Consider the following 21,803-nt stretch of genomic DNA (forward strand, 5'->3'; position numbering starts at 1 on the left):
CACGCCGATTGGCGGAAATGGCTCACGCCGATTGGCGATGCATCTCTGCCGACGCGTTGCACAGCATCCTGCGCAGCTGCCGCCACGCCCACTGTTCACGGTCGCTCATGAACGCGAGCCGAGCCAACTACGGATTGCCCACAGCGCCGTGCATCCCGGCATGCAGCGACGCGGTGCCACCCATGCCAGCGTTGACGATGCCCGGTAAGGTACCAGAGCCCTTCGAGACGCCCCCCAGGCGCCACCCGTTGGCGAGGTTGCCATCGTGACAATCAAGCCCGGCGTGCAGGCAGTTGGTGATGAGTGCCTGCAGCACTTCAGGGTGCCACCCGTTGAACCAGTCTCCGTGCAGCGACCACCCGCCAGCCACGTCCCCGCCCACTGTAAAGTTGTCGGACGCCAAGCGCCATCCTCGGCTGGAACGCGACGCGCGGTCGGCATTACTCGGCAAGACGGGAAAGCTGTAGTGGTAACTGACGCGCGGCACCGGCACCGGATGCGTCACCGGGCAGCTGGCCGTATTGCGACCAGAAACGCTGACGGGGTACGCCATGTGACTCTTGTGGTCGGGACTGTCGAGGTCCCGCCCGTTCCAGCAGCTCGGGAAGAAGAGATCGAAGCGCACTTGATCGGGGATCGTGCACTCCGGGATGGACGGCGACCATCGGGGATTGGCACCATCGCTCGACTGCCAGCTCAGGCAATGCCAGCGCGCCACCGAGGATGACTGCGGGGTCCCAGGCATCGTTGCCGCGGTGCCTGCAATCATTCGGAGTCCAACCGGGTACGGGCGCACACTCCGCGGATCACCAACCCCCACCGAGTAGTAGAACAGCTCATGCGCCACGCTGTCCGCGCCGGCGAGCGCGTGCACGACCTGCCAGCCGCTCTGGTCGGTCCCACTCGGGGCCAATAGGGTCGGCACCCAGTACGACGAGCGATTCAGGTTGTCCCCCTGGCACGAGGAGGAGCCCGTGACGAAGAGCGATTCGGCAGTCGTCGCCGCAGAGGCCGTCTTGTATCCGTAGAAGTTGTGCAGGTGCGCCGCACCGGCCCGGTTTGGGTAGATGATGGGATCGTCGTACGCGGCGTGGGCAAACTCGCAGTTGATGCGGAAGATCCCCAACCACCCGCCTGCATCAGCACGAGCCGGCGTCTGGTTGGTGCGTGCAAGCGCAGGCATCGGGGTAGTGAACACGCTTACGACGTTCCACTCGCGCGACACCGTGGCGCTCGTAGCGCCGGAGGTGGCAATCGCCCGCACATGGAAACGATGCGTGCCAACGCCGAGGGTCACATCGGTGCCGGTGCGCGGCATCACGACATGGGGGCTGGTACATGCCACCCAATCGGCCTCATCGACTCGACATTCGGTACGCGCACCATCCGACACCGTGAACAAAAAACGTCCGAACGGCTCACTGGTCGTAGCGGCCGGAGCGGCCGTCACCGTAATGGTCGGCGCCGCGGCGGGAACGGGCGTGGGATTCGTTGGTTCAGCTGGCGACGCGACCGACGCGCCGTCGGCGGCACAGCCGATGGCACCGACCAGACACGCGACGACCAAAACAGAGGGGATGCGAGGCATGGTGGAACTCCGAAGCAGGTGACAGCTCGGCGACATCGCCTGCCTTCATTGACGTCCACGCTCGCGGGGTGTTAACGAAGGCTTTTTCCCCTCGCAAAAGTGAATCGACGTTTTAGTCCGCAACAAACACTGGCAGTTTTTTGACAGGAGTGACCCCGATGTCCTACCGTGTACGCGATTTCCAATTGCTCATGGACGACCACAAAGACTTTCGTCAGCTCACATAAAGACGGGGCCGGTCTTTCGACCGGCCCCGCTTCTCTGCTCACCTCCAATCGGCGTGCACCAATCCAGCCACGGAGTGTGATCCAGAGGCCCGCCAATCGGCGTGAGCCCCCACACACACCCACCTTACCGGACCGCGTTCACCATGTCGAAGATCGGGAGGTACATGGCGACGATCATACCGCCGACCACCACACCCAGGAACACGATCATGATGGGCTCGAGCAAGCTGAGCAACGCGCTCACGGCGGCGTCTACTTCGTCGTCGTAGAAGTCGGCGATCTTGGTGAGCATTTCGTCCAGACCACCGGTCTGTTCACCAACGGCGATCATGCTGATCACCATGGGCGGGAACACCTCGCTCTTCTGCAACGGGCCGGCAATGGTGTCACCGCCGGCAATGCTGGCGCGGCTCTGCATGATGGCGTCCTGCACCACGCGATTGCCCGACGTACGGGCCGTGATTTCGAGACCGTCCAGGATGCTTACACCAGACGAAATGAGCGTACCCAGCGTCCGGGTAAACCGCGACACGGCCGACTTACGCAGTACATCGCCCAGCACCGGCACCTTGAGCAGGATCTTGTCGATGACGAGCTGACCGTTGGAGGTGGCGTAGTACTGCTTGATGAAGAACGCACCGCCTACTGCGCCGCCAATGAGCGCCCACCAATAGCTGTTCAGGAAGCCGGAGAGCCCGATGACGATCTTGGTGGGCATGGGCAGTTCCATTCCCACGCTGCCGAACATGCTGGCAAACACGGGAATGACCTTCCACAACAGAATGACCACGCACAACGCCGCCACGCACATGATGACGGTAGGATAGATCATCGCGCCCTTCACCTTGCGAACAAGGGCGTCGTTCTTTTCCATGAAGATCGCCAGGCGGTTCAGGATGGTATCGAGGATACCACCCGCCTCACCGGCCGCCACCATGTTGGTGTACAGGTCGGAGAAGGCTTTGGGATGCTTGCGCATGGCATCGGCCACCGTGTTTCCCGACTCCACGTCAAACACCACCTGCCGCACCACCGAGGCCAGTGACTTGTTCTCCGACTGACGCGCCAGAATATCAAGGGCCTGCACGAGCGGTAGGCCGGCGTTGATCATGGTGGAGAACTGACGGGTGAAGATCACGATGTCGCGCATGCCAATCGACCCACCAGTCTTCGTCGGTGTCGTCTTGGACTCGTCCACCTTGAGGATGGTGAGCCGCTGGCGGCGCAGCTGCGCTACGGCATCATCGCGACTGGGCGCGTCAATCGTGGCGTTCTTGAGATCGCCATTCTGCGTGCGCGCGGTGTAGGTGAACGTTGGCATAGGGACTCAGGGAGCTGGGAGCAGGGTGCAGGGAGCAGGAACGGCAAACAGGGAGCAGAGGGCAGAGGGAAGGCGGTCAGGGCGACGGCGACCTACTTCCGGAGACCACCAGTGAGCGGACGGTCGGTGGATCGGTTGCCGTTCCCCGTCCCGTTCATCGAGGAGGGCGCCGACAGGCCGTCATCCATGGGCCCCTTGCCGATCATGCGCAAAAACTCGTTGGGATCACCGGACGACCGCACGCACTCGTCGGCGCTCACCAGGCGGTTCACGTACAGCTGGTACAGGGCATCGTTCATCGTCTGCATGCCGAACTTCTTGCCGGACTGCATGAGCGAGTAGATCTGGTGCACCTTGTCGTCGCGAACGAGCGCCCGAATGGCCGGCGTCACCACCAGCACTTCCGCTGCCATCGCACGACCGCGCCCTGACACCTTGGGCAGCAGTACCTGTGTGATGATGCCTTCGAGTACGAAGGCAAGCTGGGCCCGCACCTGACTCTGCTGGTGACTGGGAAAGACGTCGATGATACGGTTAATGGCTTCAGCCGCACTGTTGGTGTGCAACGTGGCGAACACCAAGTGACCGGTTTCGGCAATGGTCAGCGCGGCCTGGATGGTCTCCAGGTCGCGCATTTCGCCGATCAGAATGACGTCCGGATCTTCACGCAGCGCGTACTTGAGGGCCGAGGCAAAGCTCTTGGTATCGGCCCCCACTTCGCGTTGATTGATGATGCAATTGCGGTGACGGTGGATGAATTCGATGGGATCTTCCACCGTGATGATGTGTCCACGGCGTTCCGTATTGATCTTGTCGATCATGGCGGCGAGCGTGGTGCTCTTGCCGGACCCCGTGGGCCCCGTCACCAGCACCAGCCCACGCGGGCGCTCGGCGAAGCCGGCAATGACCGCCGGCAGCTGCAGCTCGGCGAAGGTCTTGATCTGGAACGGAATGCGGCGAATGACCATGGTCACACAGCCGCGCTGCTTGAAGACGTTGCCGCGGAAGCGCGACAGGTTGGCAATGCCGAAGGAGAAGTCGAGCTCATCCTCCATTTCGAACCGCTTCTTCTGATTCTCCGTCAGCACCGAGTACGCCAACTGCAGCGTGTCGCGCGGCGTGAGCACGTGCTCAACGGCAGAATTCACAATATCTCCGTCCACACGCAGCTTGGGACGATCTCCGGCCGTGACGTGCAGGTCGGAGGCGTCCCGCTCGATCATCTCATCGAGCAGCGTGCGAAGCGATACTGGAGACTGGGCAGGTGCGGTCATCGGATCACAGGAGGTGGCTCGGCGCGCATTCGCGTTCCGAAGGCTGGACGAATTGGGTGGCCACAGGAAACGCCACCGTCACAGAATCCTACGAAGACGTTTCACGGATGACCTGATCGAGGGTGGTCACCCCCTTCAGCACCTTCAGCCAACCGTCCATTCGGAGGGTGAGCATCCCCTCGTCGATCGCGGAATCGCGAATGACCTGCACGTCGGCGTTCTGCATGACCAGCTTCTTGAGGGTCTGGGTCATGAACATGACCTCATACAGACCCTGACGGCCTTTGAGTCCCGTGCCACCGCACGCATCGCAGCCATGGCCCTTGAAGAAGGGGAGCTCGCCGATGGTGGTATCGAGTGACAAGTTGGTGAGGAACGGCTTGGCTTCTGGCGTCGCGCGATCGCGGGCATTGTTCAGCGCTTCGTCGGTGAACTTGAGCGAGCGCAGGGTGGTATCCGGCTTGACCTTGGCACCCACGATTTCTGCCAGGTCGGGGACGTACTTCACCTTGCACTTGCTGCAGATACGGCGTACCAGTCGCTGCGCCAGAATGAGGTTGAGCGCCGACGCGACATTGAACGGCTCCAGCCCCATGTCCAAGAGGCGCACGATGGTTTCGGGCGCCGAGTTGGTGTGCAGTGTACTGAGCACCATGTGTCCCGTGAGGGCGGCCTTGATGGCAATGCCGCCAGTCTCAAGGTCTCGGATTTCGCCGAGCATGATGACGTTGGGATCTTGCCGGAGGAACGCCTTCAAGGCGGCGGCGAACGTCATGCCGATTTCGGTGCGCACCAGCACCTGATTGATGCCGTAGAGGTTGTACTCCACGGGATCTTCGGCGGTCATGATGTTCGTATCGCCGGTATTGATCTTGGACAGTGCCGAGTAGAGCGTGGTCGTTTTGCCGGAGCCCGTGGGCCCCGTGACCAGCACCATGCCGTACGGATTGGAAATGGCTTCCATGAGCTCGCGTTCGGCGCGCGGCTCAATACCGAACTTCTCGAGTTCGAGCGTCAGGTTGCCCTTGTCCAGAATTCGCAACACGACTTTCTCGCCGAAGAGTGTGGGCAGGGTGCTCACACGGAAATCAACGACCTTCTTGCCGACCTTCAGCTTGATGCGCCCGTCCTGCGGCACCCGGCGTTCGGCAATGTTGAGCGACGCCATGATCTTGAAACGCGAGATCAGAGCGGCGCGCATTTTCATGGGGGGCTTCATGACTTCAGCCAGCGCCCCATCAATGCGGTAGCGTACGCGCAATTCGTGCTCGAAGCATTCAAAGTGAATATCCGAGGCGCCTTTGTTTACGGCGTCTACCAGGATGGCATTGATGAGCTTGACGACGGGCGCCTCATCCATCTGGGCGGCCATCGCACTTTCGGCGCTGTCATCCTGACTTTCCAGCACCTCCACATCGTCTTCGTCCTGCGCCGCGATGTCCTGCAGCAGGGACTGCATGTGGATTTCATTGGCTTCGTAATGTTTTTCAATGGCCGCACGCATCGAGTATTCACCGGCAAGCACCGGAATGATGTCGTAGCGGGTAATGAACTTGAGGTCATCCACGACCGACATGGCCGTAGGGTCGGCAATGGCCACGGTGAGCTGCCGGCCATCGCGCTTGAGCGGCAGCACGGTGTGCTTGGACGCCAGTTCCGCCGGTATGAGCTTGAGGAGGCGGGTATCCACCTCGAAGCGGGACAGGTCTACGGCCGGCATGCGGTACTGGCGGGCCAGCATGCGCACGACTTCGGTCTCCGGGACGAGCCCCATTTTGACCACGGTCAAGCCAAGGCGCTGACCAGGAGTGTTGCTCTGCTCCTGTAACGCCTTCGCGAGAGTTTCTTTGGTCAGCAAGCCCTCGCGAATCAGCATATCGCCAAGACGTTCGGTAGCGCGACCGGAGAGTGGAGCAGCTGGAGCAGCCATAGGACCTGATTTCCGTCAGAACACGGACTCGTGGTGGTATGCGGGCGAGGGGGTGCCCTCACTGTCTAATGGACTAGGCCGCCCGGAAAACGTCACCAGCGAGTCCAGCAAGCGAACGGTGGATGGGCCGATGCCACGGACGTGACGGAGCTCTTCCAGACGGCTGAACGGGCCGTGACGGTCCCGCCATTCCACAATGCGTTTTGCGAGGGCCGGACCGACGCGGGGAAGCGTTTCTAGTTCCTGGGCGGTCGCGGCGTTCACGTCCACACGAGGAGGAGGCGTCGGCGCCACACCACGTGATGGTGTCGGCGCTTTCTGACGCAGACTTAATGATGGACGTTTGACTCCGGATTTTCGGCGCCTGGGGGCGCGGGCCGCAGAGTCCACGGCGGCGACCTGCGCGGCCAAGGCCCGTTGGGCCAGCCCGGAGTCGGGGGCTTGCCGGGTTGCCTTGGCCACGTCGGCATCAAACCGCTGCACGCCCACGGCCCGCACGCCCACCGCGGTGAGGGCAATGCCGGTAATGAAGGAGAGGGCGAGTCGTTCCTGCTTGGTGGCCATGGGCGCACGATAGTGCGCAACGGCCTGCGGAGCGGTACCGGGATTACGCCGGTTGGGTCATTGGAACGACTGATTGTTGTGCAATAGCTATGGCATTTGAACCCATGACACGAAGGCATCCGAGGCATCCGAGGCACAGGAGGTCACGATGCGCGGTCCAGTCATTCGGGCTCCGTCACATTGCTTTGACTACTGAGAGGCCTTGGATGCCTCGGATCCTTCGTGCCATCGATTCAACGCCCCACACGCGATCCTACCGCATTTCGCCGGCAAAGAAGCGGAGCTGCAACACCGCCGAGAAGATGATGTTTGAGGTCTGGCGGTTGTAGTTGCGGTCGAAGTTGATGATACGGCTGCCGGTGAGCGTAAAGCTGACCAGTTCTGACAGGTCGGTATTGGCGTTCAGGTTGAAGGCGCGCCGGCCGTTGTTGGTGAGCACGCTGGTCTGCGGGGCCACCGCGGCATCATCGCCATTGCTCACCGACGTACCATTCACGATGCTGGAGTTTTCTTCGCTCTGGTACGACAGCGACGTGCGCATCTGACCGTTGCGGGTGTTCCACTTCTTCGGCAGGCGGAACGAGCGCGTTACATCGAAGGACATGCGCTTGGTATCGCCGCTGGTCACGGCTCCGGGGCGTAATTCCTCTCGGCGCTGACGGTCGAGCGAGGCGTTGGTGGCCAGATTGCCGAGGAACGTCCAGGTAATGGTAGTGGAGAGCGGCTGACTGCGGGCAATTAGGCGGCTACGGTCGGCGAGACCACCGGTTTCGTTGGGGATGGTGGTTTCCTGCTCGGAGACCAGATAGCGACCGTTCACGTTGAGCAGTGAGATGACCTTTTTGAGGCGGTTGGGGCGCCAGCTCCAGCGCACCGTAAAGTCGGGGCGCACGATCTGCGTGCTGGTAATGACCGCCTGGAAGCCGTCGAGGGTACGCCGTGTCCACGTTTCCGTGGTGCCGTTCTCCACGCGCGACTGCACCGTGAGCGAGAAGGGCAGATTGAGCGCCCCCGAGAGGGTCCCCCGCCGCAGGCGACCGGCTGTGGTGGCGAGCCGCGAGTCGAGACCGCGGAACATGTCCACGCCACCCAGACCGAACTGATAGCCAAAGCCGGGAATGAAGGCGGTGTTGTCGTAATTGGAGGTGAGGCTCTGTTGCCACTGCAGGTCGATAGGCGCGAAGAGCATACCCACGCGCCGCATGAGTGTCCGCTCGCGTGTGCGCGCCGTCGTAAAGCGGGCGAGATCGAGCGTGGTGCCGAGGTTGAGCGACTGCGCAGCCCCCAAACGCTTGGGCAACCGGAAGGCGCCCGTCGTATCCTGCTCACGCAGCAGGGCGCGGGCGTTGGGATCCTTGTTGAGCGTGAAGTTGCTGGTGAAGTCGATGCGTGGGCGCAGCCACGAAATGGTGGAAGGGGAAAAATTCAGGGTGGAGGTGAGAGTGCGTTCACGCTCGAGCCCCAAGTTGCTCCCCAGCAGCGATAGCCGTTCGGCGTATGCCGCCTGTCCACGGTCGGTGCTGTCGGGCTGTGCCTCCGCCAGACGATAGTCACGCAGGTCGAGCAGTTGCCGCGCCTGAACACTGGCCGCGAGCGTAGGGGTGGGACGGAACTCCAGCGACGCGTTGTTCTGCCAGAAGTGCGTGAGCCCGGTGGTGACCTGCCCTGTATCGGTCAGCGACGCGGCCGCTTTGGTGAACGACGTGGTGGCGTTGGAATTGCGAGCCAGCGAGCTACTGAGACGGAAAGCGGTGGGCGACCAGCGGATACGCTGCTCGCGGAACGCCCGTACGCCATCCGACTGCCGCAGGCGCTGTGGCAACAGGCGGAAAAGGGCGTCCACGAAACCAGGGAGTTTGCTCTCGCGGATATCACTGGCCAGGTTGAGCCCACCGGACATGACATAGGAACTGGTACTGAGTTCCTGGAAGGCACTTTGCGACCCGGAGGTGGACCATGTTCCTCCCAGTGTCAGACCATTCACCAGCGGGGCATACCACCCCTTCTCCAGCGGGGCCACGCGCCGCAATGACAGCGAATAGTTCACCCGTCGATCGCGGGGATTTCGCAGCCCATCAATACCTTCGGCGCGTACATCCGAGCGATTGATGAACAGTTGGTCTATGCCACTGGACGCGTAATCGACCGTGAGTGGGAGCGCGATACCCAGCCGCGCCGGGAGCATTCGCTCGAGGTGCAGCGTAGTCCCCACACTCACCCCGCTGGTGGTGAGGAACGACGGGGTTTCGTTGAGCTGTCGGAAGTTGGGATCGCGCCGGCTCAGGTTGACACGGAAGTCGGCCAGATCGCCAGCGTTCATGCTCACGCCCACTTCACCGGCAAAGCCTACGTCGTCCACGACATCGGTGAGGCGGACATCGTTCACCCACAGTTCAAGGGTGTCGCCTGCCATGATGCCGGTGCCGCCACGGGACACACTATCCATGCGCACCATACCAACGGCCAGCTCCTGCACGCCGGCAAGATTGGGAGGCGTGACAGCCGGGTCGGCGCTGTACACGATGTACCCGTCTTCGCACACCGCATAACGACGCACAGCGAGGCCACGCGGTTTGCCGGAGCGCTTGATGAGTTCCAGGTCAGCGCCGGAGCATTGCACCGAATCGGCGCTCCCGGTCAGGAACGCGTTCTCCAATCGTGCGCGCAGCATCTGAAAGCGCGTGAGATCCACGCGAACTTCCGGGAGCCAATCGCTTTGGCTGGGGCCGGCGTTCACCGGCGTGCGATACATGTAGAAGTTGTGTTCGTCGCGCCCGATCTTGACGTAGCCATTGAGTTCTCCGTTCTCACCCCAGCCGTTGCCACGCCCGCGCATCCAGAGACGGAGCGTGCGATACCCCATGAACGTCTTGGTGCCCTCGGGGAAACGGAAGAACGCTTCAGCACGGTCGTAAGTGCGGAATTGCCGGCCGGGCAAGCCGGTCTGCAGGCGCAGCGCGCGCTCATTCACCTGAATGCGTTGATTCTCGTAGCCGGACTGCCGGTTCTCCGGAGCTTCGGCCACCCCAGGTGGTGCGGAGTACGGCAGCGTAGCCGTGGAATCGAGTGTGCCCACCACACTGGCCACGACGTACCCCCCGACGGTGCCGGCGGAATCACCGGCGGCGCCCGAGAGCGGCTCAGTACCACGCTTGAGCCACGGCGCCCCGACCAGCCGCAAACGGGCGAGTGCGATACGGCTGAACTCATCATCGGCGGCCGCCGCACTGGAGACCATGGTGAGCCGCATGGCACGCATGCGGCGATCATTGGGGGTATTCAGTTCCTCGGCTGGCGCACGCCAATTGAGCCGGACCTGCACCCAGCACAACGAGTCGCTGGTGACTCCTGCCGAGGTAGAGTCACGCTGCTGATAGCAGCGACCTACGCGGGTCCAATTGCGCTTGTCGCCAAGGTCCACAACGAAACGCTTGAGCTGCTCCTGCTCAGTGGCGTTGGCGTCCAGATTGAGCTGGCCGTCGAGATCAATATCTTCTTCGTCGAGGCGATTGTTGCGCACCGTGCAATTGGCACGACTGTCACCCAGCACCTGCACGACTTGCAGCGACTGCGTGCAAATGGGCACCCGATTTTGCGTGGTAACGACCGGCGCGCCACTGGTGCGATTCACCACGACCAGCGTATCGGCAACGTCGCCAGCCACCCCGCGGTCGTTCTCCACCGCGTTGAATGCGCGCGAGAGCGGATCACGCTCGCTGTCGAGTCGGTTGTACCCTACGAATCGTTTGCCCCGATAGGTGCTGTCCACCGGCAGTCCGGGCCGCACCGGTGCGTTGACCGTAAGCGTTTCCGGCGCAAAGGCCACACTGTTTTCGCTGATGTCGCCAAAATCGAAAATGAGTGTGGGATTGCGTCGGACTTTGTTGTCTTCGCTACGTACCAGCGCAAAGAATTCGATGTTTTCGATGCGGGAGAGATCGGTACCGCTGGGGCTGAGGATCGTGCGCATGGAGCGCCACCGCCGGCCGGTAGGGGTTGGGCCAGCCAGACTGTTGTCGCCCACGGTCCAGGCGAAGCGACGATTCGCGGTCCCGGGCTCGAAGTCGAAGATGCCACCTGTCTTCAGTGGGTAGAGCGTCATCCACAGCAATTGTTCGGCTGGCAGTACGCCACCGCCCACAATGCGCACCGCCGGGTCGATCTGCTGAATGTTGAACTGGACGAAGTTGCCGCCCACATCCACGCCATTGTTCTGGAAGGCCATGGTGGTGGCGCGATTGAGCGAGAAGACGCTGCTCCCCACCCCTGCCAGCGAGTTGCCCAGCGCCGGTCGGGAGCCAAAGTACCAGGCCGCTTCCGACATGGGGAGTTGCCGTTCGGCCTCCCCTTCAAAGCTTTCAATGTACGCCTGCCCCGCCGCGTTGGGCTGTGGCTTGCTCATGGCAAACTCGCCCTGAAAGGCAATGCGGGAGCGGCTGCTGGACGGAGTGAAGGGCAGTTTGGTGAGCAACGAAGTCAACGCCGACGCGTCCCATTGCAGGGCCGCCGTCACGCCGGCCACCAGCGAGCCTACGGGCTCAAAGCCGAGGGGCGGACGATTGAGCGAGGAGCGTTGCTGCTGGGAGATGGCGGTGAAGGCGATCTGCCCATTCTCCAGCGGGAATTGCGATGCAAACCCCAGAATGGTGGTGGGCGCCGCGGCAAAGAGCGGATTTTCCTCGTAACGCACCGAAACCTGCCGCGGGCGCGCAAAGAGCGTATCGGGACGATTGAAGGTGATGAGCCCCAGATCGTAGTCGATGGTGTAGTCCTGCTCCTTGACCAGTTCGCGCCCTTCGATAGCCACCCGCTCCGAGTTGGGGCGGACCTGAATGGTGGAGAGCCGGATGGACTGGCTGTTGCCGCCTCCTTCCGACTGGTAGCTGACCGCCATGCGGTAAATGGCCTGCGGTCGCTGCGCCGAATAGAGGTACTCGTTGGGATAGCGATAGAGCGTGTCGTTGGCCGGGTTGGCTGCCGGCTGGGCCAGCCCGGTGCGCGCAAAGGGCTGCACCGACGGGAAGAAGACGAAGTAGTCGGGGATGAGCTTTTGCTGACCGCCGCCGGAGAAGTTGGCGCGGAAGTTGGGATCGTTGGGGCGCGGCCAGACGCGGTTCTCCACGTCGAAGGAGGCCGAGTTGGTAGGCTGCGCGAGCCCGAAGAGCTGCAGGTACGTTTCGCCGCGCGACGGGTCGATGGGCTTTTCCTGGTCCCCCGACGTCCCGGTGACCAGCTTCATGCCAATGGACTGGCGCAGCAGGTCTTCGCCACCGAGGCGATAGACCGATTTGATTTCGCGAAAGAAGTAGGCCGGGTTGTTGGGCTGGAGTTCCGGCTCCCAGAGCAGATTGGCGAACTGCGGTTCGGCCGTGAACTCGATGTCGGGCGTCCCGCCGGTATTGGGGTTGCGGCCGGCCTGCCCGTTCACGTTCACCTCGTAGGCCACCGCCAGGCGCTCGTTATTGAGGTTGAGCGGCCGAACGAGGGCAATCCAGAGCATGGACGGGTCGACATAGTAATCGACGTTTTCGCGCAGCACTTCATAAATCTGCCGCGAGTTGTTGCGTGCGCCGCGCACGGAGAACTGCGGGCCGCGCGGATTCTGGTTGGCGGCACCGACCAGCTGGCGGTAGAGGTACAGCCGGACCGGACGCACCGAATCGGGGAGGGCGGCCGCCAGCTGCTGCATTTGCTGGCGATTGAGCAGATCCACGTTGGGATAGCCCGGGAGCTGGCGCGGGTCGATGGTAAAGAAGAACCGGCGCGTTTCGATCTGAATGTCCTCAATGACCCGATCGACTTGCTGTTGCGTGCGCTCGCCGACGGTAAAGACGTTGTCCTTGGAGACATTGCCCTTTTGCTGGGCCACGATGGAGGTAAAGCGCATGGGCCCGAGCTGCCCGGTGGCTTGCACGCCGTAGTTGCCCGACGGGATACCGGAGGTGAGGAAGCGCGACGCCGGGGGCTGGAAGGTGACATTGCCCACCTCCAGCGTCTGCAGGATTTCGTCGCTTTTGCCCTGGTACCGAACGGAAATGTTGTTGGAGGCGTCGAACTCGCGTTGCGAGTCGTAGTCCACGTTCACGAAGACGCGGTCGGCCACGACGCCGCCGGATCGCACGTTGAACTGGAAATCGAAGGCCGGCTGGAAGATGCCGGAGCAGTTGTTGCCCACGATGGTGAGCTGGGCGGTGGTGCAGCGTTCGTTGCGACTGCGCTGGACCTTGGATTCGAGGCGGGAGTTGAGCGAGATACCCAGGTCGCCGATGTCACTGAGGAAATCAGCGGCGTTGGCCACCGGATTGGCCTCGGCGGGCTTCTGCGGGGCCAGGGGGACCAGGGCTCCCGGGGTGGGCGCAGGAGCGGCGTTTTGCAGGGAGCCGGGGGGGCCAGCCACCGCGGGACCGACCGGAGCGAGGGCGGCGAGGTTGGCTCGGACCACGGTGCGGGCCCAGGCGTCGGCGAACCGTTCACGGCGGAGGCGGGTGGCGGCCTGCACGGCACGCTCCCCGACGCCGGCCGGGTCGGGGCGTATAGCGGGGGAACGGTCAAGCGCCCCGGGGCGGCCGGAGGTGCGCAGCACGAGGGAATCGCGCAGGAGCCGGGCCGCGGGCGGGAGTGGGAGCCGGATGGGGGTAACCTGGGCGGCGAGGGGGGTCGCCAGCAGGGATCCAGCGGTCACCACGGCCCCAAGGACCGCCTTGAACAACCTGCGCACCGAACTCCGGTCGTGGGGTACCACGCGTTCCCCGCCGGGCGCCTGCCCGTGGGGCCATGGTACGGTCTCAAACAACAAGTGCGTCACGCCCCAACATCCGCGGCGGTTCGCCCTTGATAAAGCGGGTGGTCCGCTGGGAATTTACGTCGTGAAGCTCCTTACCCGCTATGTCATCCGCGAGCACGTCGGCCCCCTCGTGTTCGCCCTGTCGGCCCTGACGTCGCTGCTCATGCTGCAGTACGTCGCGCGCCAGCTGGCCAATCTGGCCGGCAAAGGGCTGCCATGGTCCGCCATTGGCAAGTTTTTCGTGTTGTCCCTGCCCTTCACCATCGCCATGACGTTGCCGATGGCGGTGCTGGTGGCCACGCTGTACGCGTTCGGGCGCATGGCGGCGGAACACGAGATTACCGCGTTCAAGGCCAGTGGGGTGCGCGTACGTTCGCTCATGGCACCGGTGCTGCTGTGTGCCTTGCTGCTGTCGCTGTTCATGGTCTGGTTCAACGACCAGTTGCTGCCGCGCACCAATCATGCCTTGCGCATCCTGAACAACGACATCGCCAAGACCAAGCCCACATTGGCGCTCAAGGATCAGGTGATGAACCCCATTACCGACCAGTTCTTTTTGCGCGTGGCCCGTACCGATGCGAATACCAATCGCATGTACGACGTCACCATTTACGATCTGCGCAAAGGGCCGGAGCGACAGACGATCTACGCCGACAGCGGTCTGTTTCTGCTGGACGCAGCCGGTGAGAACCTGCAGTTGCAGCTGTACGATGGCCACGCCCAGGAATTTGTGCGGGGCGATGCCCGCAAACTGCAGCGGAGTTTCTTCCGCACTCAAACCGTGCAGCTGCGCGGCATTGTGAAGCAGTTTGAGGCCACCAAGGAAGATGGCTATCGCGGTGACCGCGAACAGACGGTGTGCCAGATGCACCAGACGTACATCGAGAACGCCAAGGAGTTCACGCGACTGCGTGGCGACTACATGGACAATGCAGGTCGGCTGGCCGGCAAGGGCAAGCTCATTACGGTGACCCGCGACCGTCCGAAGAAGGAAGTGCTGGCCACATTCTATTGCGAGCGCCTGCTGGGCGGGCTGTCGTCCTTGCTGCTCCCGAAGAAGGCGAAGGCGCAGTCGGTGCAGCTGGTCAAACCCGATTCGGGCGGAACGCCGGCCGATTCCGGGCAGCAGCGGGATACCGGCACGGTGAAGGTAGATACCGTAGCGGCAACGACGGACACGGTACCGGCGCCGGTCGTGCCGGCGGTGGCTACGCAGGACACCATGACGGTGTACCAGGCGGCCATGAATGCGGCCCAGCAGCAATTGCTGGCCCAGCGGGAAATTCTCGACGGTCTGGCCGTGGAGATTCACAAGAAGTTCGCCCTGTCGTTTGCCTGTCTCGTGTTCGTGCTCTTTGGGCCGCCCATTGCCCTGCGCTTTCCGCGCGGTGGCGTAGGGGTCACCATTGGCGTGAGCATCGTGGTGTTCGGGTTGTACTACGTGTGCCTCATGGGCGGGGAGGCCTTGGCCGACAAGGGACGGCTGCCAGCCTATGTGGCCATGTGGATTGCCAACGTGGTGTTTTCGCTGGCGGGCATCGCGCTGCTCTGGCGGGTGGAGAGCACCACCGATACTTCACGTGGCGGCGGCTTGCGTGACTGGTGGGCCGACCGGAAGGCGCGTCAGCAACTCATGAAGGAACTGGCCGGCACGAACACCACGTCCGCGGCGGCCACCGCATGAGCCGACGTTTCATTACCCCGCTCGACAAATACATCGCCGGCGAGTTCACCCGCATCTTCACCGTCACGATCATGGGCTTTCCCGTGCTCGTGTTCGTGATTGATCTGGTGGACAACCTGCGCAAGTATCAGGAAAAGAAGCTCACCGCACAGGCGCTGGCGTTGAGTTACCTGTACTGGATCCCCGACACGCTGTTCATGATTCTGCCGGCGGCGGTGCTGTTTGCCACCGTGTTTTCCATTGGCACGTTTACGCGGTATTCAGAGATCACCGCGGCCAAGGCCTCCGGCATCAGCTTCTACCGATTCATTGCGCCCATTCTGGTCATGGCCACGCTGGCCATGGGGCTCGACCTGGTCTTCAGCGAAATCGCGCCGCCGGCCAACGCCGAACGCATCAAGCTGCTCGCGGGCAAGGTGCAGAACGCCGAAGATGACCGCTACAACTTTGCCTTTGCCAGCGACCGGGGGCGCGTGTACCGCATTTATACCCTCAGTGTGCGGGGCAAGTCGGTAAGCGACCTGGAAATCGAGGAGCGCGGGGGGCCCAAGCGCCCGGGGCTGCTCATTTCGGCCAAACGAGGCGATTGGCACGCGACTCGCGGATGGATGCTGCAGTCGGGGGTGCTGCACGTGATCCCCAACGAGACGGCCGATCTGGCCTTCAGCTTCGATTCGCTGGTGGACCGCGGGCTCAAGGAAACGCCACAGGAGCTCCGGGCCAACGCCCGGGAACCGGAAGAGATGCGGTTTGCCGAGCTGACCCAGTATATCCGGGCGCTGGAGCGGTCGGGGGCCGACGTAAACACGCTGAAAGTGGAGCGCATGCTGAAGATTGCGATCCCCGTAACGTGCCTGATCATTGCGCTGTTTGGCGCACCGCTGGCCACCAGTTCCCAGCGTGGCGGGGCGGCCTACGGTATTGCCGTCAGTCTCGCCACGACGGTGTTTTTTCTGGTGCTCATTCAGCTGACAAAGGCCGTCGGGGGCAAAGGGTTACTGCCGCCGGAGACTGCGGCGTGGATTCCCAACATGCTGGTCGGTACTTTTGCCATCATTCTGATGTCCCGTGTTCGTACCTGACCTCTCGATGCTCTTTCTCTCACGTCGCCGCGGCTCCTGATGCCTATTGATATTGCCGCAAGGGCAGCCCAGCGGCGCGTGCGCGGTACGCTGCGGGCGTTTGGCAAACGGGCGTACTTTGCCCGCGATATCGTCCGCGGGATCCGTGACCCGGGCACGTGGGTCCCGGAGTTCATCCGCCAAATGCGCAACATTGGCGTGGACTCGGTCCCGTTGGCGGTCATTGTGGCCGCCTTCCTTGGCGGTGTGTCGGCCTTTCAGACGCGCTATCAGCTGTTCCCGGGCGTGCAGATGTCGGTGGTAGGGCTCATTGTGCGCCAGTCCATTGTGCTGGAGCTGGGACCGCTGCTCACGGCGCTGGTGCTGACAGGGCGCGTCGGGGCACGCATGACGGCTGAGATAGGCACCATGCGTGTGACGGAACAGATCGATGCGCTCGAAACGCTCAGCTTCGACCCGGTGGCCTACCTGGCGCTTCCCCGGGTGCTGGCCGCGCTGGTGATGCTCCCCGTCCTCACGGTACTGGCCAACGCTACCGCCATTTTCAGCGCGTGGCTCACGCTCATTCTGGCCACCGACGTGCGGACCGATGACTTTCTGGCCGGCCTCCGGTTGGCGTTCACGTCGTTCCAGGTGGTGTACTCGCTCATCAAGGCGTTCTTCTTTGGTGCCGCGATTTCGTTTGTCTGCTCTTACGAAGGCTACGTGACGGAATCGGGGGCCGAGGGCGTTGGACGCTCCACGGCACTCGCGGTCGTCATTGCCTCTGTCTGTATCCTCGTGCTCGACGCGATCGTCGCGGCCGTGCTGGCTCCGTTCATCCAGGCATAAGGCCATCTGGCCGCCGCCTGTACCATTCTCGACATATGTCAACGAAACGACGCGACGAACTGCTGGTCGGCTTGCTCCTGCTGGTGGGCATTGCGATTGCCCTGGGGGGGACCATCTGGATTGCCCGCGGGGGCTTGTCCAAAGGCTATCCAATGTTCTCACGTTTCCCGTGGGGGGCAGGGCTCAAACAGGGACAGCCGGTACTATTGGCTGGCGTCCAGGTGGGGTTCGTGCAGGGCGTAGAACTCATTCCCGACGGCACCATCGTGGTGACGTATCAGGTACAGGATGAGTTTCGCATCCCCGAAGGCACCACGGCGTCGGTAGAGGCCAACGGCATCTTTGGTGACATGCTGATTGCTCTCACGCCGGTCAAAGGCGTCGCCGGCAAGATGTCGGAGGGCGACACGATTCCGACCGGGATCGGCTCACCGAGCGTGGCCGCGCTGCTGGAAAAAGGCGATTCGATTGCGCTGAACGTACGGGCACTCAGCGATGAGGCACGCACGGAATTTGTGGAAGGCGGCGGCGTGAAGGACGTGCGTCAAACCATTGCCGACCTGACGAAGCTGGTGGCGCAGCTGAGCAGCGTCACCGCCGAACAGTCGCGTCAGCTGACGCTGACGCAGGCGCAATTGCGGAAGACACTGAGCTCGGTCGATTCGGCCAAGGTGGATTCGACGCTCGTGAACCTGCGGGCCACGAGCGCCAGCTTCGAAAAACTTTCGAAGGATCTGGCCGAGACCAACAAGAACGTGCAGGGGCTGGTGACGAAGGTGAACAGCGGCCCGGGTACGGTGGGAAAGCTGATGAACGACCCGGCGGTATACGCGCGCGTGGATACGCTGCTGGCGCGGATGGACTCGTTGATGATTGATATCAAGGCGAATCCGAGGAAATACATCAACCTCAAGATTTTCTGAGATTCCGGCGGTACCGGTCGCGATCTGAGATCTGCGTCTGGCGAATCGCGATTCTGACGTGAGAGCGTTGGGACGATCGCAACTCCAGGTCTCACTTCGGTAGCCCCGAATGTCAGGGCACAGTCCATCAAAAAAGGGGGCGCGTCTTTCGACGCGCCCCCTTCGTTTTGCCCATCCCTTGGATCAGAACGCGAAGCGCAGGCTGGCCTGGATCTGATAGAACTGCTGGAAGTTGATGGGTGAGAAGTTCGTGTTGAAGTTGTTGGCAAATGTCACATTCGGCACTTGGGTAGCCGCATCGGCGCTCGTCATGGACTGTACTTCGAGCAATGTGGCATTGCCGAAGCCCGACGCCGAGCGCACCTTGCCCCAGCTGCGGTTGAGCAGGTTGGCAAAGTTGAAGATGTCGAGACGCATGGTGACGCGCTCGCCAGCCGCCGACGGCAGCTGCTGTTCCAGCGTGACATCAAACCGGTCGAACATCGGGTTGCGGCACGACGTGGGCTCCATGATCTGCCCACGCTGCTTGGAGAGACAGCTGTTGGCGTTGATGAACGCGTCAAACTGCTGCTCCTGGGTAGCCGCCGTTACAAGCGAACTGCCCGAGCCACGGTTGACGAAGCGCTGCTTGGTATCGCCAAGGCCGGTGGGGATGTAGATCGGGTCGTTGGCATTGGAGCCGTCGCCGTTCATGTCACCACGGCCGGCGGCGCCACCATACGTGAAGGCGTACGGGGTGCCCGACTGCCGACTGAAGTAGAAGGAGATGCTCGTCTGGTTGCTCTTCCACGGCGCCGTATAGGTGCCATTGATCAGCAGGCGGTGCGGCTGGTCGAACAACGAGGTGTTGAGGGGCTTGTCGTTCTGCTCACCCGAGTAGACGCGGCCAAACTGCCAGTTGGACAGCGCCACCGAAGACGTGAGGTCGGACACCGCGTACGACTTGCTGTACGTGTACGCCACACCGCCTTCAAATCCGCCATCGAAGCGCTTCCGCAGCTGGCCGGTCATGCTGTAGCTGTAATCCTTGCTCTGATTCTGGAGGAGCAGGACGTTGTCGAACGCCGGCTGCGGGCGGGTGATGGCCGGCTGACCACTCGCCTGAATGGGCGAGAAGACCGTACGTCCCTGCGCATCAATGCGGCTGGAGTTGGAGATGTTCTCGTTGGTGTAGAAGAAGTTGTTGATGCTCTTCGAGTACAATCCTTCGAGCGTGGCAACCACATTCCCGGGCAGCTTGCGGTCGTAGCCCAACGTGGCGCGCAGCAGCTGCGGGAACTTGAGGCTCGGATCGGCCACGTTCACGTTGCCAAACGCCGTTGCGTTGTCGAGGCTGCGCCCGGCGGATCCGTTGGGCCGCTGACCGCAGGCACGCGGTGCGACCGGTTCCGGATTGAAGTCGGGGGCGACCCCATTGTTGGTGGTGACGCCGCCACCGCAGCTGATCTGCGCCAGACCGACACCGGTGTTCTGGAACTGGTTGGACATCCACACGTACGCCGGGATGCCTTGGAACAAACCTGCGCCGCCGCGGAGCTGATTTTGCTGGTCACCCGTGGCGTCCCAATTGAAGCCGACGCGGGGCGACCACTGCAGGTTGCCCGACGGCAGGTCGCTGGTGTTGTACCCAAAGGCGTCTTCCACGCGCGGGGCGAAGGACGGGTTGTCGAAGAATACTGGCGCGTCGACGCGCAAACCGTACGTGACGGTCAGGCGCGGGGTCACGGTCCACTGATCCTGGATATACGCACCCAGCTGAGCCGCCGTGAACTGCGCCGCGACATCGCCGCCCAGGCTGCCGGAGCCCAGGAAGCTGTTGGCCCGACCGCCGGCCGCAAACACCGACAACGAGTCGAAGGTGTAGTTGCCGTACGAATTCTGGAGGAACGCGTTATAGACCTTGTAGATCTCATTGCGCGTACCGATGGAAACCAGGTGGTTCCCCAACGGCATGGTGAAGTTGTTCTGGATTTCGTACAGGTCTTCACGCAGCTCGTTGCCCTGCGAGTTGTTCTCTGTACCGGCGCGGAACGAGATCCCTGACCCACGGCCGCCGATGTTCTGCACCGTGATCATGGGCGAGGTCACTTCCGGGTCGCGCTTGAAACGGGTGTTGGTGAGCCCGAGCGTGAACTCGTTGGAGAACCCGTTGGAGAAGTTCGAGAATACCTGCGCCACGACCTGATTGGACTTTTCGGTACGCTCGAATGCATTGGAGGTGAAGCTGAACGTGCCGAGCGACCGCGAGAAGTCGAACGCCGTCTGGTCGTTATAGATGTTGCGGAGCACCAGGCGGTGCTTGTCATTGAACTGGTAGTCCAACCGGACGAACGTATTGAGCAGCGGGTTTTCGTTCTGCTGGATGCCCGGGCTGCCGGCGGCAATGTTGTAGCTGGCCAGTTTGGTGGTGAACGAATCGATCTGCGCCTGCGTGATCCGCGCCGTAGGGGTAGGTGAGTTGATCAGTCCCGTGGGCGACGAGGCATCGAAGAACGGTCCGCTGGCCGGCGAATTCTGCTGCGACGTTTCTACGCTGGCGAAGAAGCGCAGCTTGTTGGTGATGATCGGGCCGCCAAGCGTGAAGCCCAGCTGACGACGCAGGAACGGCGCGTTGCGCAGGAATGCGGTGTCGCGCCCCATCTGCTGGTCGCGGTAGTACACAAACGCCGAGCCGCGGAACTCGTTGGTCCCCGACTGCGTCACCGCGTTGACCAGGGCACCGGTGAAGTTGCCTTGGCGCACGTCGAACGGCGAAAGCAGAACCTGGAACTCCTTGATGGCATCGAGCGGCAGCGCGCGGCCACCGACCTGAGCGCCTACCGTCGGCGAATCACCGAGACCGAAACGATTGGCGAGCGAGACACCGTCCACCTGAATGTTGTTGAACCGGTTGTTCTGGCCGGCGGCGGACAGGCGTCCCGTGGTGGACACGTTTACCTGTGGCGTGTTGCGGACGAGGTCGGTGAGGTCGCGGTTGAGCGTGGGAAGGCGACGAACCAGCGTGTCCGAGATGACGGTCTGCGCGCCCTGGCGGGTGGCGGCGAAGTCGGCGTTGGCCGCCGCCGCGCGGGTCGTGATGCCCGCCAGCTGGGCGACCTGATCTTCCAGGTCGATGTCGAGGCGCGTGGTCTGCGTGAGGCTGACCGTGACCGTGGGGGCCGTGTACTGCTTGTAGCCGATACGCCGCACGTTCACGGTGTACTGGCCCACTTCGAGGTTGGGCACGAAGTAACGGCCGTTGTCGCGGGTGATGGCCCCAGTCCGGGCGCCATTGGCCTTGTTGATGACCTCAACCTGGGCGTTGGCAACGGGCGCCTTCTTGGAATCGGACACCGTGCCGGCGATAGCGCCGGTGGTGGTCCCCTGCGCCAGCACACGCTGGGCGGGGAGGAGAGCAAGACCGAGCACCGCTGTGGCGGTACCGAGCCAACGTGAGATTCGCATGGATTCTTGGGAGGAGGAATGGCGATTGACGCACATCCGACGTTCCGAAAACAGGAAAACAAGCTACCTGAAGACGGTCACAGCCCATAAAAGTTAGGGCCAGCCGAGGGTCGTGACAAGCAAGCTAGGGCTAGGAACGACTCGTGCCCGC

Annotated in this window: 11 protein-coding genes; 4 read left to right on the forward strand and 7 right to left on the reverse strand. The window is 62.6% G+C overall.

Annotated features, from left to right (window positions below; all coding sequences use genetic code 11):
* Positions 1–127: 127 nt before the first annotated feature.
* The 6 genes from GEMMAAP_RS13300 to sov form a co-directional block, all read right to left on the reverse strand.
* The gene (locus GEMMAAP_RS13300) at positions 128–1,588 is read right to left on the reverse strand and encodes a DUF1996 domain-containing protein (RefSeq protein WP_075071520.1); all 1,461 of its coding nucleotides are present in this window, start codon (positions 1,586–1,588) and stop codon (positions 128–130) included.
* Positions 1,589–1,939: 351 nt separating this feature from the next.
* A complete protein-coding gene (locus GEMMAAP_RS13305; protein WP_026848802.1) occupies positions 1,940–3,136 on the reverse strand; it encodes a type II secretion system F family protein in 1,197 nt (398 codons plus the stop codon).
* Between the two features lie 92 nt (positions 3,137–3,228).
* Positions 3,229–4,410 carry a type IV pilus twitching motility protein PilT gene (locus tag GEMMAAP_RS13310; protein WP_026848801.1) on the reverse strand — a complete coding sequence of 394 codons (1,182 nt, stop codon included), beginning with the start codon at positions 4,408–4,410 and terminating at the stop codon, positions 3,229–3,231.
* Between the two features lie 88 nt (positions 4,411–4,498).
* Positions 4,499–6,340 (reverse strand): GspE/PulE family protein, encoded by a 1,842-nt coding sequence (locus GEMMAAP_RS13315; RefSeq protein ID WP_053333768.1) that lies wholly within the window; start codon positions 6,338–6,340, stop codon positions 4,499–4,501.
* Positions 6,341–6,355: 15 nt separating this feature from the next.
* Complete coding sequence (locus GEMMAAP_RS13320) at positions 6,356–6,904, reverse strand: ComEA family DNA-binding protein (protein WP_053333767.1); 549 nt, start codon at positions 6,902–6,904, stop codon at positions 6,356–6,358.
* Between the two features lie 253 nt (positions 6,905–7,157).
* Positions 7,158–13,709, reverse strand: a complete 6,552-nt coding sequence (sov, locus tag GEMMAAP_RS13325) for a T9SS outer membrane translocon Sov/SprA (protein ID WP_026848799.1) — start codon at positions 13,707–13,709, stop codon at positions 7,158–7,160.
* 61 nt (positions 13,710–13,770) lie between these two features.
* Between sov and GEMMAAP_RS13330 the strand changes: the two genes are divergently transcribed.
* The 4 genes from GEMMAAP_RS13330 to GEMMAAP_RS13345 are packed head-to-tail and all read left to right on the forward strand — an operon-like array spanning position 13,771 to position 18,208.
* Positions 13,771–15,372: an LptF/LptG family permease gene (locus tag GEMMAAP_RS13330; protein WP_075071521.1), complete on the forward strand. Its 1,602-nt coding sequence runs from the start codon at positions 13,771–13,773 to the stop codon at positions 15,370–15,372.
* On the forward strand, positions 15,369–16,454 hold the full coding sequence (locus GEMMAAP_RS13335) for an LptF/LptG family permease (protein WP_026848796.1): 1,086 nt from the start codon (positions 15,369–15,371) through the stop codon (positions 16,452–16,454). Before GEMMAAP_RS13330 ends, GEMMAAP_RS13335 begins: the two co-directional genes overlap by 4 nt.
* Before the next feature lie 39 nt (positions 16,455–16,493).
* On the forward strand, positions 16,494–17,285 hold the full coding sequence (locus GEMMAAP_RS13340; RefSeq protein WP_053333766.1) for an MlaE family ABC transporter permease: 792 nt from the start codon (positions 16,494–16,496) through the stop codon (positions 17,283–17,285).
* A 35-nt stretch (positions 17,286–17,320) separates the two neighbouring features.
* Positions 17,321–18,208: an MlaD family protein gene (locus GEMMAAP_RS13345; protein WP_026848795.1), complete on the forward strand. Its 888-nt coding sequence runs from the start codon at positions 17,321–17,323 to the stop codon at positions 18,206–18,208.
* Positions 18,209–18,391: 183 nt separating this feature from the next.
* Here the strand turns inward: GEMMAAP_RS13345 and GEMMAAP_RS13350 are convergent, their stop codons facing one another.
* Complete coding sequence (locus GEMMAAP_RS13350) at positions 18,392–21,652, reverse strand: TonB-dependent receptor (RefSeq protein ID WP_026848794.1); 3,261 nt, start codon at positions 21,650–21,652, stop codon at positions 18,392–18,394.
* Positions 21,653–21,803: the final 151 nt, after the last annotated feature.

This window comes from Gemmatimonas phototrophica (assembly GCF_000695095.2).
Lineage (GTDB): Bacteria > Gemmatimonadota > Gemmatimonadetes > Gemmatimonadales > Gemmatimonadaceae > Gemmatimonas > Gemmatimonas phototrophica.

Bases quoted from the DNA above. Each gene is read 5' to 3' on its own strand.
- GEMMAAP_RS13310 (WP_026848801.1), bottom strand. From the start codon at position 4,410: ATGACCGCACCTGCCCAGTCTCCAGTATCGCTTCGCACGCTGCTCGAT.
- GEMMAAP_RS13345 (WP_026848795.1), top strand. From the start codon at position 17,321: ATGTCAACGAAACGACGCGACGAACTGCTGGTCGGCTTGCTCCTGCTG.
- GEMMAAP_RS13340 (WP_053333766.1), top strand. From the start codon at position 16,494: ATGCCTATTGATATTGCCGCAAGGGCAGCCCAGCGGCGCGTGCGCGGT.
- GEMMAAP_RS13335 (WP_026848796.1), top strand. From the start codon at position 15,369: ATGAGCCGACGTTTCATTACCCCGCTCGACAAATACATCGCCGGCGAG.
- GEMMAAP_RS13305 (WP_026848802.1), bottom strand. From the start codon at position 3,136: ATGCCAACGTTCACCTACACCGCGCGCACGCAGAATGGCGATCTCAAG.
- GEMMAAP_RS13300 (WP_075071520.1), bottom strand. From the start codon at position 1,588: ATGCCTCGCATCCCCTCTGTTTTGGTCGTCGCGTGTCTGGTCGGTGCC.
- GEMMAAP_RS13350 (WP_026848794.1), bottom strand. From the start codon at position 21,652: ATGCGAATCTCACGTTGGCTCGGTACCGCCACAGCGGTGCTCGGTCTT.
- GEMMAAP_RS13315 (WP_053333768.1), bottom strand. From the start codon at position 6,340: ATGGCTGCTCCAGCTGCTCCACTCTCCGGTCGCGCTACCGAACGTCTT.
- GEMMAAP_RS13320 (WP_053333767.1), bottom strand. From the start codon at position 6,904: ATGGCCACCAAGCAGGAACGACTCGCCCTCTCCTTCATTACCGGCATT.